This window comes from Pseudomonas sp. LB3P25 (genome assembly GCF_054897985.1).
Genome location: NZ_CM142711.1, coordinates 1,871,372 through 1,886,708 on the forward strand (window position 1 = coordinate 1,871,372; position 15,337 = coordinate 1,886,708).

The window sequence follows — 15,337 nt, forward strand, 5'->3', positions numbered from 1 at the left end:
ACTCGATATCTCACGTCGCATAATTTCTCGAGATATCCCCGATCAGTCCCCTCTACCTCTGGGAGAGGGTTAGGGTGAGGGTGAGGGCTGGCGATCTAACTGATCAACCCTCTTCAAGCCACCAACGCAGTGGCTTGCCTTCGGCCGGCCAGAAACGCATCTGGTCCATCGGCGAGACGTCCCAGCGCTGGACGTTTTCCAACGCCTGGAGGAAACGCTTTTCCTGCTCCATCAACGCCGGCGCACACAGTTTGCGGGTGCTGCCGACCTTGCCGAAGCTCAGCTTGTCGCCTTCCAGGGTGTACGGCGCGAACCAGTGGTTGCAGCCGCCGTTGCCGTAGGCCCGACCGTCTTCACCCAGGGTGATGGTCAGGTGGCTGTAGTCCATCAACGGAAGTTCGCCAATCCACTCCAGAATGTAGCTGCGGTTCTGTTGCAATTGCACCGGCTCGGCGGCGCAGCCCAGCAGGCTGGCGCCAACCATAGCGGTCAGAGCGAGGCGTTTCATCACGCGGGCTCCTGGCATTTCGGGCACAGGTGCTTCTCGCCAACGGTGGTCCAGCCCAGCTCGGCGATCCGAGCAGTGGCAGCAGGCTTTTCAGCCTTGTTGCCCAGCTTGGCGTCGACCGCGAACTCGAAGTTCAGCTCTTTGGCGCAGCTGTCGCAGTTGACTTTCCAGGTGTGGATCGCCAGTTCGCCGAACACCGGACCACTGGCCACCGCGACCCATTGGCCTGGCGGGTTGATCAGGTGGCGAACCGTTTCGACGGTCAGGCGCATGGACAAGTCCTTGGCGCCTTTGAGGGTCACGACCAGCACGTCGTTGTTACGAATCGAGCCGCCGTTGCCGGTGACTTGATAACGCCCCGGCACAAGGGCGCGGCATTCGGTGAGGGTGTGTTGCGGGTTCATCAGGCTGTAGCGGAAATCGTGTTCGACCATGGGTCCTCCAAATATGCGCGGCATGCTAGCACGGACATTAGCGCAGCATGGCGCGGGCTTATGACCTTCGATCTGGTTCAGTCACCGGTCACCCGATTCGCAGGCGCGCCTGCCGCCCAGGCGGCGATGTTCTGCAGGGTGGTCGCGGCAATCGCGCCCAGGGCTTCGCGGGTCAGGAAGGCCTGGTGAGCGGTGACGATCACGTTCGGAAAGGTCAGCAGCCGCGCCAGCACATCGTCCTGCAGCGGCAGGTCGGAACGGTCCTCGAAGAACAACTGTGCCTCTTCTTCGTACACGTCCAGCCCCAGATAACCCAGTTGACCGTCCTTTAACGCGTCGATCAGCGCCGGCGTGTCCACCAGACCACCACGTCCGGTGTTGATCAGCATCGTACCGGGCTGCATGTGCGCCAATGACTCGCGATTGATCAAGTGTTTGCTTTGTTCGTTGAGCGGGCAGTGCAGGCTGATGATCTGCGACTCGGCCAGCAGTTCCGGCAGGCTCAGGTAACGGGCGCCGAGGGCTTCGACTTGCGGGTTGGGGAAGGGGTCGTACGCCAGCAGTTGGCAGCCAAAGCCGTTCATGATGTTCGCGAAGGTCGCGCCGATCTGTCCGGTGCCGACCACGCCGACGGTCTTGCCCACCAGGTCGAAGCCGGTCAGCCCGTGCAGGCTGAAATCCCCTTCGCGCGTGCGGTTGTAGGCCCGGTGCAGGTGTCGGTTGAGCGCCAGGATCAGCGCCACTGCATGTTCCGCCACCGCGTGGGGCGAGTAGGCCGGGACGCGCACAATCGCCAGCCCCAGACGCTTTGCCTCCGCCAGGTCGACATGGTTGTAACCGGCCGAGCGCAGGGCGATCAGGCGTGTGCCGCCCGCGGCCAGGCGTTCGAGCACCGGCGCACTGAGGTCGTCATTGATGAAGGCACAGACCACCTCGTGATGCTCCGCCAGCGCCACCGTATCGAGGCTCAGTCGCGCCGATTGAAAATGCAGTTCAATGCCGGCCGGTAGCTCGGCACTGAGAAAACTGTCGCGATCGTAGGTCTGGCTGCTGAAAAGAATCGTGCGCATGGCGTCCTCCTGGAAAATTTCACGCTATTCACGCTATTCACGCTATTCACGCTTTTGTAGCAGCTGGCGAAGCCTGCGTTCGGCGGCGAAGCCGTCGTGAATCCTGCCTCCGCGTTTTACTTGAAAGACCGCAGCGCCTGATTTTACGACGGCTACGTCCGAACGCGGCCCGCGCCGAACGCAGGCTTCGCCAGCTGCTACAGGTATTCATCAGGCATTGATACGGGCATGGGCGGCCAGGCGATTGATGGCCCGGTCGAGGTCTTCCAGCGCGCTGGGGGCTTTGGGGTCCTGTTGCTTGAGCAGGGTTTCGCTGCGCTGGCAGGCGGCGCGCAGTTGCGGGACGCCGCAATAGCGTGTCGCGCCGTGCAGGCGATGGACGCGTTCGATCAGGGCGTTCTGGTCGTTGGTTTCCCGGGCGAAGCGAATCGCCTCGCGGTCGGCTTCCAGCGACGCCAGCAGCATCGCCAGCATGTCCGCCGCCAGATCAGCCTTACCGGCGGCCAGGCGCAAACCTTCTTCGTGATCGAGCACCTGCAATTCATGACCACCACCGTGACTGTCGCTGGAGCGCTCCGGCCCATGATTGCGCAGCGCCAGGCCGGTCCACTTCAGCACCACTTGGGCCAGTTGCCGTTCGCTGATCGGTTTGGTCAGGTAATCGTCCATGCCGCTTTGCAGCAGCGCACGCTTTTCGTTGGCCATGGCGTGAGCGGTGAGGGCAACGATCGGCAGCGGCGTGCAATGCCGTTCACTTTCCCACTGGCGAATCGCTTCGGTGCTTTGCCGCCCGTCCATGCCGGGCATCTGAACGTCCATCAGCACCAGATCGAAGGTTTCGGTCTGCACGGCCTTGACCGCCGCGTAACCGCTTTCCACCGCGAGGACTTTGGCGCCCATGTCTTCGAGCAGGGTTTGCACCAGCAGCAAGTTGGCCGGGTTGTCGTCGACGCAAAGCACCTTTGCCGCACGGCTGGACACCGGTTCGCCGGGCTCGCTGCGGTGCTGACGCGGGTTGACCAGGTCGGACAAGGCCCGCCGCAGCTTGCGGGTGCAGGCCGGTTTGGCCTGGAGCTGGCTGTGCGGATTAGGCACCGAGAGGTGGAACAGCGTCTGTTCGGTGGTCGGGCACAACACCAGCACCTTGCAGCCCAGGTGTTCGAGGTCCCAGATGTGCTGGTTGAGGCGCTCTGGTGGCATGTCGTTGCTGGTGATGCCGAGTACCGCCAGGTCGATCGCCTGATCGGTCTGATGCGCGCCGGTCACGCCATTAGTCAGGCTTTCCAACGTATTGAACGGGGTGACTTCGAGGCCGCAGTCTTCCAGTTGATGCTGCAAGGCCTGACGGGCCAGTTCGTGGTTTTCCAGCACTGCCACCCGACGCCCGAGCAACGGCGGACCGGGCAGGTCTTCGGCGTCGTCGCGGGTTTTGGGCAGGCTCAGGCTGATCCAGAATTCCGAGCCTTCACCGGGCGTACTGTCGACGCCAATCTCACCGCCCATCTGTTCGATCAACCGCTTGGAAATGACCAATCCCAGACCCGTGCCGCCAGGTTGTCGGGACAGCGAATTGTCGGCCTGGCTGAAGGCCTGGAACAAGGCGCGCACGTCCTGGTTCGACAGCCCGATGCCGGTGTCCTGAATGCTGATGCGCAGTTGCACGCTCTCTTCGTGCTCTTCTTCAAGCATGGCCCGGGCGACGATGGTGCCTTCGCGGGTGAACTTGATCGCATTGCTGACCAGGTTGGTGAGGATCTGCTTGAGCCGCAGCGGATCACCCACCAGCGACAGCGGCGTATCGCGATAAACCAGGCTCACCAGCTCCAGTTGCTTGGCGTGGGCGGCCGGGGCGAGGATGGTCAGCGTGTCCTGGAGCAGGTCGCGCAAGTTGAACGGAATATTGTCGAGCACCAGTTTGCCGGCCTCGATTTTCGAGAAGTCGAGAATCTCGTTGATGATCCCCAACAGGCTGTCGGCGGATTTTTCGATGGTGTCCAGATAGTCGAGCTGGCGTGGGGTGAGCTCGCTTTTTTGCAGCAGATGCGTGAAGCCGAGAATGCCGTTGAGCGGCGTGCGGATTTCATGGCTCATGTTGGCCAGGAACTCGGATTTGATCCGGCTGGCTTCAAGGGCTTCCTTGCGCGCCAGGTCCAGTTCGATGTTCTGGATCTCGATGGTTTCCAGGTTCTGACGCACATCTTCGGTGGCCTGGTCGATGCTGTGTTGCAATTCTTCCTGCGCGTTCTGCAGGGTGCCGGCCATGCGGTTGATGCCGGACGCCAGTGTGTCCAGCTCCTGGCTACCGAGGGGCGGCAGACGGGTTTCCAGATGACCGTCCTTGAGTTGCGCCACCGCTTGCTTGATCTGGCTCAGCGGCCGATTGATGGTCCGGCCCATGCGTAACGCCAGCAGCGCTGCGCCGGCAAGGCCTGCGCCGATCAGCAGCAGGCTGGCGAACAGGCTGCGGTAACCGCGCAGCAGCATGCCGTTGTGGGACAGTTCGAGTTCGACCCAGCCCAGCAGGCGGTCGGCTTCTTCGGGAATCAAGTCACCGGCCAGATTGCGGTGCTTGCCGAACACCGGCAGCAAGTAACGCGTCGCGTCATTGCCGCTGCGGCGCAGCATCTGCGAACTGTTGCCGATCGGCGCCTGATTGAGCATGGTCGGGCCGGCATGGGCCAACAGGGAGCGGTCGGGTGCGAGGAACGAAACGGCGCGAACGTCCGGTTGTTCCAGGGATTGGGTGGCAATGCGTTCCAGCAGGTCGGTGTTCTTGTGGCCCATGGCCGGGGCCACCAGGGGCGCCAGTTGTTCGGCGATCATCTCGCCACGCTGCATGAGCTGGGTTTGCAGGTCGGATTGCTGCATCCAGGTGAAATAGCCGCCCAGAACCAAGGCCATCAGGCTGGTCGGCAATAAGGTCAGCAATAGCACGCGGCCTTTAATTCCCAGTTTCTTGAGCACGCATCTCTCCTGCATCCAGCGATTTAATGACCTGCACGTACGTCCAGCACGCGCCACTTGCGCAGTGTAGCGATTTGCAGGCGGGCAATCTTCGTAAAATTGATGTCGGCATTCGTCGGCCGGATCGCCACATTTACCTCACGGGCAAACCTTGTGTTGCCCGCAGCGAGGCAATCTTGAATAATCGCCAACTGAGAATTATTTGCAGATAGTCATGACTCCCATCACTGCTGACCATCCCCGTATCCTGTCTATAGAAGACGACCTCGTGCTCGGTGCTTATGTTCATGAGCACCTGGGACGTTGCGGTTTTCAGGTGACGTGGTGCCAGAACGGTCTGGAAGGTTTGACCATCGCCCGCCAGCAAGCCTTCGATGTGGTGCTGATGGATATTCTGCTGCCGGGACTGGACGGGCTGAATGTACTGACGCAGTTGCGCCAGAGCCATTCCACCCCGGTGGTGCTGATGTCGGCGCTCGGTGCCGAGGCGGATCGCATCAGTGGTTTTCGGCTGGGCGCCGACGATTACCTGCCCAAACCCTTCAGCATGGTCGAGTTGCGGGTGCGCATCGAAGCGATCCTGCGGCGCGTCGCGCTCGACCGCCGGCCAGCGCCAGCACCGATTGCCTCTTCGGCGGACAGCCTGCGTTTCGACGATGAGCGCTGTGATGTCTTTTATGGCGAACACGCTGCCGGCCTGACCCGCAGCGAGTACCGGTTGCTGGAAACGCTGAACCGCAGCGGTGATGAAGTCCTGAGCAAAGCCTTCCTTTATCAGCATGTACTGCAGCGCGGTTACGCACCCCATGACCGCAGCCTCGACATGCACATCAGCCAGATCCGTCGCAAGCTCAAGGCCATCGGTTACACCGAGCGGGAAGTGCGCACGGTGTGGGGCAAGGGTTACGTATTGAGTGCTGTCGATGAAGTGGTCTGACCTGCCGGGCAGGCATTCACTGTTCTGGAAACTGGCGTGCTTGTTGGTGGCGTTCTGTCTGCTGATGATCTGGCTCAGCTGGTCCTGGGGGCGCTACATGGAACAGAAAAACCTGTTCCTGTCCGGCGAGGCACGGGGCACGCTGACGCGCTACGCCGCCGAGGCCGAGCAGGCGTGGAATCAGCGTCAGAGTGCAGGCGTCGATGTCTGGTTGCAGAGTGTCGGCCATCGCGAGTCGACATGGGTCGGTGTGATTGGCGGCGATTTGCAGTCATTGAGCAGTTACCCGCTGACTGAAAAAGAAATCCAGCGCCTGACCTTTTTGCGCGGTCTGGATTGGCCGACGAGTCGCCATACCAAAGGTTTGCCGTGGTTGAGAGTGCCTTTTCCCAACGATCCGTCCGCCGGCAGTCTGGTGATCGAACTGCCCCGGCGTTTCGTGCCCGGGCAATACCGGGTGTTCTGGCGGGTGATCACCAACGGGGTGATTCCCGGACTGTTCACCTTACTGTTGTGCGTCGGTCTGTATCGGTTGCTGGTTGTGCCTTTGAACAGTCTGCGCGAACAAGCCAATGCCTGGCGTGCCGACCCGTTGAATGTGCGGTTGTCGAGCCGCATTACCAATCGCCCGGATGAGCTGGGTGAACTGGGCGGGGCCTTCGATCACATGTCCGAGCGCCTGCAAAGCACGGTGGCCCTGCAACAACAACTGTTGCGCGACCTGTCCCACGAATTGCGCACGCCACTGAGTCGTCTGCGGGTGGCCAGCGAAAGCGAGCAGGGGTTGACGCAATTGCGCGAGCGCATTGGCCGAGAGGTCGATGGCATGCAGCGCCTGGTAGAAGACACCCTCCAATTGGCCTGGCTCGACACCGAACGCGCGCCGCTGCCCGACGAATCGATCCAGATTCAGGCGTTGTGGGACATGCTCACGGAAAATGCCTGCTATGAAAGTGGCTGGCCGGCGAGCCAGTTGCAGTGTGCGGTGGATTCGTCCTGCTGGGTGCGCGGCCATCTCAATACGTTGGCTCAGGCACTGGAAAACATCCTGCGCAATGCCATTCGTCATTCACCGAAGGGCGGCGTTGTGCGTCTTGGTGGGCAGCGCGATGGCGACTTTTGGCATGTGTGGCTGGAGGATGAGGGCGGCGGGGTGGCCGATGAAGATCTGGAACGGATCTTTTCGCCATTCATCCGACTTGACGGTTCGCGACCTGGGGATGGTGGATTTGGCTTGGGGTTGAGCATTGCGAGGAATGCGGTGCAGCGTCAGGGCGGGAGTCTTTGGGCCGAGAACACTGAGACCGGGTTGCGGCTGAATATGCGGTTGGTGGCTGATATTGATGGTGTGAGTGATGACGCTATCGCGAGCAGGCTCGCTCCCACAGTGGATGTGTGTCGGCCACAAATGGTGTGATCAACCCCTAAGCCTGTGGGAGTGAACCTGCTCGCGAAGAGGCCTTCCCCTACACCACCGTTCTGATTTTACCGGAGCGTTCCCGTTATTTTGTACGACCTTTCCTAAAGGGTATCGCCGACACCTTAAGCCTGATTTGACGGAATAGACTCGCGTTTTTCCTCGTCCTCCAGGAGTTCGGCATGAATGCATCCAGCGTCCCCGGCAGCATAACCGACGACCGTTTCAATGAAGTGCTTGCGCTGATTCAAAGTGCCAAGCAGCAGGCCATTCAGGCGGTGAATACCCAGTTGATCGAGCTGTATTGGCAAGTTGGTGCTTACATCAGTCGCAAGCTGGAGCAGGCAGAGTGGGGCGATTCTGTGGTCAGTCAATTGGCTGAACATCTGTCTCAAACTCAACCAGGGTTGCGCGGGTTTACCCGGCGCAATCTGTTCCGTATGCGCCAGTTTTACGAGGCTTATCGGGACAATGAAAAAGTGTCAGCACTGCTGACACAATTACCCTGGACCCACAATCTGCTTATCCTGACTCAGAGTAAGCACCCGCAAGAGCGTGAGTTCTATTTGCGTCTGGCCGTCCAGGAAAAGTGGTCGACGCGTGAGTTGGAGCGCCAGCTCAAAGCTGCGCTGTTCGAGCGCAGCATTACCCAGCCAGCAAAAGTCTCAGCAGTCCTGAAACAAACTCACCCGGCTGCGCTGGATATATTCCGCGACACCTACATGCTCGAGTTTCTCGACCTGCCCGGCGGCCATGCCGAAACCGATCTGCATAAAGGTTTGCTGGCTCGTCTCAAGGAATTTCTGATCGAGCTGGGGCGCGACTTTTGTTTTGTTGGCTCTGAACACCCGCTGCAAGTCGGCGGGCGTGATTTCGCCCTGGATCTGCTGTTCTTCCACCGTGGGCTCAACTGTCTGGTGGCCATTGAGCTTAAGGTCGGCCGCTTCGAACCGGAGTATTTGGGCAAACTGAACTTCTATCTGGAAGCGCTGGATCGCAAGGAGCGCAAATCTCACGAAAATCCGGCCATTGGTGTATTGCTCTGCGCCAGCAAGGATGACGAGGTGGTCGAGTACGCCCTTAACCGCAGCTTGTCGCCAGCGCTGATCGCTGAATACCAGGTGCAGCTACCGGACAAACAGTTGTTGCAGGCCAAGTTGCATGAGTTCTATGCATTGAATATCGCGCAAGGCGAAGAGTACTGATCCAGCCCCTTATTCCCATAAACCATAAGCACCGTACTTTGCGTGATATGGCCTGCGATGGTTTGCCGGTATGATAGTCGCCCCCGCAGTCTGGATTGCGAATTACGCCATGACCTTGCAGTACCCAACCATCGCCGATTGCGTCGGCAACACTCCGCTGGTCCGTTTGCAGCGCCTGCCTGGCGCCACCAGCAATACCCTTTTGCTCAAGCTCGAAGGGAATAACCCGGCGGGTTCGGTCAAGGACCGTCCGGCGCTGTCGATGATCACTCGCGCCGAGTTGCGCGGGCAGATCCACGTCGGCGATACGCTGATCGAAGCGACCTCGGGTAACACCGGGATCGCCCTGGCGATGGCCGCCGCGATCAAGGGTTACAAGATGATCCTGATCATGCCGGACAACTCCAGCGCCGAACGTAAAGCCGCCATGACGGCGTATGGCGCCGAGCTGATTCTGGTCACCCAGGAAGAGGGCATGGAAGGCGCCCGCGACCTCGCCCAGCGAATGGAAGCCGAAGGCCGCGGCAAGGTGCTGGATCAGTTCGCCAACGGCGACAACCCCGAAGCGCACTACACCACCACCGGCCCGGAAATCTGGCGTCAGACCGAAGGCACCATCACCCATTTCGTCAGTTCGATGGGCACCACGGGTACCATCATGGGCGTCTCGCGCTACTTGAAAGAGCAGAACGAGAGCGTGCAGATCATCGGCCTGCAACCGATGGAAGGCTCGGCGATTCCGGGCATCCGTCGCTGGCCGCAGGAATACCTGCCGAAGATCTACCAGGCCGAGCGCGTGGACCGGATCGTCGACATGGCGCAAAGCGAAGCCGAAGACGTGACCCGTCGTCTGGCCCGCGAAGAAGGCATCTTCTGCGGCGTGTCCTCGGGCGGTGCCGTAGCAGCCATGCTGCGTCTGTCCAAAGAAGTTGAAAACGCGGTGATCGTCGCGATCATCTGCGACCGTGGCGACCGTTACTTGTCGACCGGCATTTTCGACGCGCCTAAATGATGGCCAAGCAAGAGAGAGGCCTGCGCTTCCAGCCCACCGGCGGCAGCAAGGCCCCGCAAATTCCGACCGGCAAAAAGCAGCGCTTGAGTATTGAGCGCCTGGCTAATGACGGTCGCGGTATCGCGTTTTTTGAAGGTCGCACCTGGTTCGTCCTCGGCGCATTGGCCGGTGAAGAAGTCGAGGCGCGCGTATTGGGCGCCCACGGCAAAGTGGTCGAGGCGCGCACCGAACGGGTGTTCCAGGCCAGCGAACTGCGCCGCCCGGCACCGTGTCCGCATGCCGGTCGCTGTGGCGGTTGCAGCGTGCAACATCTGCCGCACAACGAACAACTCGCCCTGAAACAGCGCATGCTCGCCGAGCAACTGTCCAAGATCGCCGGTGTCGAACCCGACGAATGGGCAGCGCCGTTGAGCGGTCCGGAGTTCGGTTACCGCCGTCGCGCCCGAGTGGCGGTGCGCTGGGACATGAAGGCGAAAAAACTCGAAGTCGGTTTCCGCGCCGCTGGCAGTCAGGACATCGTTGCGATCAACGAATGCATGGTGCTGGTACAACCCTTGCAACCGATCATGACCCGCTTGCCGGAAATGCTTCGGCGCTTGAGCAAACCTCAGGCGCTGGGGCATGTGGAATTATTTGCTGGATCGAAATTGGCCGTATTGCTGCGGCACATGGCGCCGCTGTCCGACGCCGACATGACGATCCTCAAGGATTTCTGCGCCTTCCATGAAGCCCAATTGTGGCTACACGGTGACGGTGAACCGCAACCGGTCGAGGCTGACCAGTCGTTGGGTTATCGACTTGAACAGTGGGACTTGAACCTGGCGTACCGGCCGGGAGATTTCATCCAGGTCAACGCCGGGGTCAACGAAGCGATGGTCGCCCAGGCACTGGACTGGCTGAAGCCTGCGGCGGATGAACGCGTTCTCGATCTGTTCTGTGGTTTGGGTAACTTTGCCTTGCCGCTGGCCAAGGTTGTTCGTGAAGTGGTGGCAGTGGAAGGTGTGCAGGCAATGGTCGAGCGGGCAGCCGCAAACGCCGCTAGCAACAATCTTCATAATGCGAAGTTTTTTCAGGCCGATTTATCCCAGCCTTTGACCGATGCCGAATGGGCCAGCGAAGGCTTTTGTGCGGTACTCTTGGACCCACCGCGTGACGGTGCTTTCGAGGCCGTGCGCACGCTGGCGTCCCTGGGCGCCAAACGGTTGGTGTATGTGTCGTGCAATCCGGCAACGCTGGCGCGCGACACGGTCGAATTGATCAAGCAGGGCTACCGGTTAAAACGTGCCGGGATTCTCGATATGTTTCCTCAGACGGCACATGTCGAGGCCATGGCGTTATTTGAAGCGAGCTAGGACGGCTCGTCTGGTCCGACTGGCCCGCCCGTGCAGCCGCGCACCAGCCCTGACGTGGGCACACGGGCAACGAAGGTCAGCGATTTGACGCATTGAATCTGCGTCGTAGGGAAGGTAAGCAAGATGGTACAGGTGAGAGCACACCAGCCGATCAACACCGACGGCAGTATCAATCTCGAGGCTTGGCTCGATCACGCGGTCAGTGTCGATCCGGCACTGGATCGCGAAGCCTTGAAGGAAGCCTGCGAGTTCGCTCGACAGGCCGAACAGCAAGCCAATGCGGCGAAGAATCTGTGGTCCGAAGGGACTTCCAGTTTCCGCACGGGCCTTGAGATCGCCGAGATTCTCGCCGACCTCAAACTCGATCAGGATTCGTTGGTTGCCGCGATCCTGTATCGCGGCGTGCGCGAAGGCCAGATTGAATTGCCGGCGGTCAGCCAGCGCTTCGGTCCGGTGGTCGCCAAACTCATCGACGGCGTGTTGCGCATGGCAGCGATCAGCGCCAGCCTCAGCCCCCGTCAATCCCTGGTGCTGGGCACGCAGGGCCAGGTCGAGAACCTGCGCAAGATGCTGGTCGCCATGGTCGACGACGTTCGCGTTGCGCTGATCAAACTGGCCGAACGCACCTGCGCGATTCGTGCGGTGAAAACCGCCGATGACGAAAAACGCAACCGCGTTGCTCGTGAAGTCTTCGACATCTATGCGCCTTTGGCTCACCGTCTCGGTATCGGTCACATCAAGTGGGAACTGGAGGACTTGTCCTTCCGTTACCTTGAGCCCGATCAGTACAAGCAGATCGCCAAGTTGCTTCATGAGCGGCGTCTGGATCGCGAGCGCTTCATCAGCGACGTGATGACTCAGCTGAAAAACGAATTGCAGGCCACCGGCGTCGATGCCGACATCAGCGGCCGGGCCAAACACATCTATTCGATCTGGCGCAAAATGCAGCGCAAGGGTCTGGAGTTCAGCCAGATCTACGACGTGCGCGCGGTTCGCGTGCTGGTGCCGGAAATGCGCGACTGCTACACCGCGCTCGGTATCGTCCACACTCTGTGGCGGCACATCCCGAAAGAATTCGACGACTACATCGCCAACCCGAAAGAGAACGGCTACCGCTCGCTGCACACGGCGGTGATCGGCCCCGAGGGCAAGGTGCTGGAAGTGCAAATCCGCACCCACGCCATGCACGAAGAAGCCGAACTGGGCGTTTGCGCGCACTGGCGCTACAAGGGCACTGACGTCAAATCCGGCTCCAACCACTACGAAGAGAAAATCTCCTGGCTGCGTCAGGTCCTCGAGTGGCACGAAGAGCTGGGTGATATTGGTGGTCTGGCTGAACAGCTGCGGGTCGATATCGAGCCGGACCGGGTCTACATCTTCACCCCGGACGGTCACGCCATCGACTTGCCGAAGGGCGCGACGCCGCTGGACTTCGCCTACCGCGTGCACACCGAAATCGGTCACAACTGCCGTGGCGCGAAGATCAACGGGCGCATCGTTCCGCTCAACTACAGCCTGCAAACCGGTGAACAGGTCGAGATCATCACCAGCAAGCACGGCACCCCGAGTCGCGACTGGCTGAACCCGAACCTGGGTTACATCACCACCTCGCGGGCACGGGCGAAGATCGTTCACTGGTTCAAATTGCAGGCGCGCGATCAGAACGTCGCCGCCGGTAAAACCTTGCTGGAACGCGAACTCAACCGCCTCGGTCTGCCAGCGGTAGATTTCGACAAGTTGGCCGAAAAGGCCAACATGAAAATGGCCGAAGACATGTTCGCCGCGTTGGGCGCAGGCGATTTGCGCCTGGCACAACTGGTGAACCTGGCGCAGCAACTGGTCGAGCCGGAACGCGGCAACGAACAGCTGGAATTGATTCCACGCAAAGCCACCGGTTACAAGCCGGGCAAGCGCGGCGACATCCAGATCCAGGGCGTCGGCAACCTGATGACCCAGATGGCCGGCTGCTGCCAGCCGCTGCCGGGGGATGCGATCGTCGGTTACATCACCCAGGGCCGTGGCGTGAGCATTCACCGTCAGGACTGCGCCTCGGTGCTGCAACTGGGCGGGCGCGAGCCCGAGCGGATCATCCAGGTCAGCTGGGGCCCGGTGCCGGTGCTCACCTATCCGGTGGACATCATCATCCGCGCCTACGACCGGTCCGGTCTGCTGCGTGACGTTTCGCAAGTGCTGCTCAACGAGCGGATCAACGTGCTGGCGGTCAACACCCGCTCGAACAAAGAGGACAACACCGCGTTGATGTCCCTGACCATCGAGATTCCGGGGCTTGATGCACTGGGGCGGTTGCTGGGTCGGATTTCCCAGTTGCCGAACATCATCGAAACCCGTCGTAACCGCACGCCTTGATGATGATCCCCCGATCCAATGTGGGAGCGAGCCTGCTCGCGAAAGCGGTGTGTCAGACAACAATGATGTCGACTGGCACTCCCTCTTCGCGAGCAGGCTCGCTCCCACAGGGTTTTGCAGTGAGAGTGATTGATGTACAAACTTGAAGACTTGCTGCACCTGATGAACCGTCTGCGCGACCCGCAGTACGGCTGCCCGTGGGACATCAAGCAAACCTACGAAACCATCGTCCCGCACACCCTTGAGGAAGCCTACGAAGTCGCCGACGCCATCGAGCGCGGTGACTTCGATCACTTGCAGGGTGAGTTGGGGGATTTGCTGTTCCAGGTGGTTTATTACAGCCAGTTGGCCCGGGAAGAAGGGCGCTTCGAATTCGAGGGTGTGGTCGACAGCATCACCCGCAAGTTGATTCGCCGACATCCTCACGTGTTCCCCACCGGTGATCTGTACGCGCCGCTGGATATCCCGCGACTGAGTGAAGAACAGGTCAAACAGCGCTGGGAAGAGATCAAGGCTGAAGAACGGGCGGAGAAATCTTCGGCGCCCGAACAGTTATCCTTGCTCGACGACGTGCCCGCAGCACTGCCGGCATTGTCCCGTTCGGCGAAGTTGCAGAAGCGCGCGGGGCAGGTCGGTTTCGACTGGCCGGACGCCTTGCCAGTGCTGGATAAAGTCCGCGAAGAGCTTGATGAAGTGCTCGAAGCCATGGCCGACAATGACTCGGCAGCGATTGCCGATGAAGTCGGTGATCTGTTGTTTTCCGTGGTCAATCTGGCGCGTCATCTCAAGGTCGATCCGGAAACTGCACTGCGTAGCGCCAACAGCAAGTTCGAAAGACGCTTCCGTTTTATCGAACAGGCATTGCGCGATACCCACCGTCCCATAGAAGATTGCACCCTCGAAGAGTTGGACGCCTTGTGGGGCGAAGCCAAACGTCAGGAAAAGAATTTGCCCAGCTGCGGTTGAGCAGTTGCCTAAGTGAGTAATAAGCACCATGAGCATTTCCCTTCGCGACCAGTTGCTCAAAGCAGGGCTGGTCAACCAGAAGCAGGCCAAACAGGTCGGCAAAGAGAAGCAGAAACAGCAGCGTCTGGCCCACAAAGGTCAGATCGAACTCGATGACTCGCAGCAGCGAGCGGCTCAGGAAGCCATGGCCGAGAAGGTCAAGCGCGATCAGGAGCTGAACCGTCAGCAACAGGAGAAGGCCGAGGCGAAGGCCCGCGCCGCCCAGGTCAAGCAATTGATCGAAGTCTCGCGTCTGCCGAAGCTGACGACCGAGGACTACTACAACTTCGTTGACGACAAGAAGGTCAAGCGCATCTCCGTCAACACGCTGATGCGCAACCAGCTGAGCAATGGCTTCCTGGCGATCGTGCACCATGCTGGCGGTTACGAAGTGATCCCCCGTGAGGCGGCCCTGAAGATCCAGGAGCGCGATCCGCAACGGATCGTGCAGCTGAACGTCAAGACTGAAGAAGTTGCTGCCGAGGACGATCCGTACGCGGCCTATCAGATCCCTGACGATCTGATGTGGTAAGTCTTTAAAGACTGCAACAACGACAAACCCCGCTCATGGCGGGGTTTGTCGTTTTCAATGCTGTCATTGCTTATGCGGAGCGCCTAGGCTCCGCGCCTAGGCGGAACGTAGTTCTCGTTGCTGCTCCAGTTTTTCCAGTTCGGCCTTGTAGCTGTGGGCGTCGGTTTCGGAGTGGAACATCCCCACCAGCATGTCTTGTTGGTGCACGTCCCAGATCCGGATACCGGCGGCTACGCCTTCATGGGACATATGTGAATCGTCGCGTTCAGTTACTTTTACAGTCATCTGCTAGCTCCAATCTCTGTTATCTGCAGCAAGGCGTGTGCAGGACTCCGTTATATGTTTGGTTAGCCTGCTAAGTAAACGACTGAGTTTGGTAACGGACTATTTCGAATTTGGTAAAAGTCCTGCAGCCCACTAAACGCGCGACATTCGGTCGCAGGGCATTGAGTTGTATGACAAAAGCTTCATGTTCGCGAAGAAAAACCTGCAGGCGACGCAGGACTTGTAGCAGCTGGCGAAGCCTGCGTTCGG

The 15,337-nt window shown here is 60.0% G+C and carries 13 protein-coding genes; 8 read left to right on the plus strand and 5 right to left on the minus strand.

Translation table 11 applies throughout. From position 1 onward, the window contains the following. Positions 1-103 precede the first annotated feature (103 nt). The 4 genes from ACYZTW_RS08200 to ACYZTW_RS08215 form a co-directional block, all read right to left on the minus strand. Positions 104-508 (minus strand): META domain-containing protein, encoded by a 405-nt coding sequence (locus ACYZTW_RS08200; protein ID WP_462004460.1) that lies wholly within the window; start codon positions 506-508, stop codon positions 104-106. Next, the gene (locus ACYZTW_RS08205; protein ID WP_008147995.1) at positions 508-942 is read right to left on the minus strand and encodes a hypothetical protein; all 435 of its coding nucleotides are present in this window, start codon (positions 940-942) and stop codon (positions 508-510) included. The genes ACYZTW_RS08200 and ACYZTW_RS08205 overlap by 1 nt, the downstream gene beginning before the upstream one ends. A gap of 77 nt (positions 943-1,019) precedes the next feature. After that, a complete protein-coding gene (locus ACYZTW_RS08210; protein WP_462004461.1) occupies positions 1,020-2,012 on the minus strand; it encodes a 2-hydroxyacid dehydrogenase in 993 nt (330 codons plus the stop codon). Positions 2,013-2,222: 210 nt separating this feature from the next. Next, on the minus strand, positions 2,223-4,976 hold the full coding sequence (locus ACYZTW_RS08215) for a response regulator (RefSeq protein WP_462004462.1): 2,754 nt from the start codon (positions 4,974-4,976) through the stop codon (positions 2,223-2,225). 214 nt (positions 4,977-5,190) lie between these two features. Here ACYZTW_RS08215 and ACYZTW_RS08220 point away from each other — a divergent pair, with 214 nt between their 5' ends. The 8 genes from ACYZTW_RS08220 (at position 5,191) to ACYZTW_RS08255 (ending at position 14,803) form a co-directional block, all read left to right on the plus strand. Next, positions 5,191-5,913, plus strand: a complete 723-nt coding sequence (locus ACYZTW_RS08220; RefSeq protein WP_462004463.1) for a response regulator transcription factor — start codon at positions 5,191-5,193, stop codon at positions 5,911-5,913. Next, positions 5,900-7,330 (plus strand): histidine kinase sensor domain-containing protein, encoded by a 1,431-nt coding sequence (locus tag ACYZTW_RS08225; protein ID WP_462004464.1) that lies wholly within the window; start codon positions 5,900-5,902, stop codon positions 7,328-7,330. The genes ACYZTW_RS08220 and ACYZTW_RS08225 overlap by 14 nt, the downstream gene beginning before the upstream one ends. A gap of 182 nt (positions 7,331-7,512) precedes the next feature. After that, a complete protein-coding gene (locus ACYZTW_RS08230) occupies positions 7,513-8,535 on the plus strand; it encodes a PDDEXK nuclease domain-containing protein (protein ID WP_462004465.1) in 1,023 nt (340 codons plus the stop codon). Positions 8,536-8,644: 109 nt separating this feature from the next. Next, positions 8,645-9,547, plus strand: coding sequence for a cysteine synthase CysM (gene cysM, locus ACYZTW_RS08235; protein ID WP_462005722.1), 903 nt, complete (start codon positions 8,645-8,647; stop codon positions 9,545-9,547). Continuing rightward, positions 9,547-10,899: a 23S rRNA (uracil(1939)-C(5))-methyltransferase RlmD gene (rlmD, locus tag ACYZTW_RS08240; protein ID WP_462005723.1), complete on the plus strand. Its 1,353-nt coding sequence runs from the start codon at positions 9,547-9,549 to the stop codon at positions 10,897-10,899. Before cysM ends, rlmD begins: the two co-directional genes overlap by 1 nt. A gap of 123 nt (positions 10,900-11,022) precedes the next feature. Further along, a complete protein-coding gene (relA, locus tag ACYZTW_RS08245; protein ID WP_462004467.1) occupies positions 11,023-13,266 on the plus strand; it encodes a GTP diphosphokinase in 2,244 nt (747 codons plus the stop codon). 132 nt (positions 13,267-13,398) lie between these two features. Further along, entirely contained in the window at positions 13,399-14,232 is an 834-nt protein-coding gene (mazG, locus tag ACYZTW_RS08250; RefSeq protein ID WP_462004468.1) for a nucleoside triphosphate pyrophosphohydrolase, read from the plus strand. Between the two features lie 28 nt (positions 14,233-14,260). Then, the gene (locus ACYZTW_RS08255) at positions 14,261-14,803 is read left to right on the plus strand and encodes a DUF2058 domain-containing protein (RefSeq protein ID WP_462004469.1); all 543 of its coding nucleotides are present in this window, start codon (positions 14,261-14,263) and stop codon (positions 14,801-14,803) included. Positions 14,804-14,899: 96 nt separating this feature from the next. Here ACYZTW_RS08255 and ACYZTW_RS08260 read toward each other — a convergent pair whose 3' ends face one another. Continuing rightward, positions 14,900-15,088 (minus strand): hypothetical protein, encoded by a 189-nt coding sequence (locus ACYZTW_RS08260; RefSeq protein WP_462004470.1) that lies wholly within the window; start codon positions 15,086-15,088, stop codon positions 14,900-14,902. Positions 15,089-15,337 lie beyond the last annotated feature (249 nt).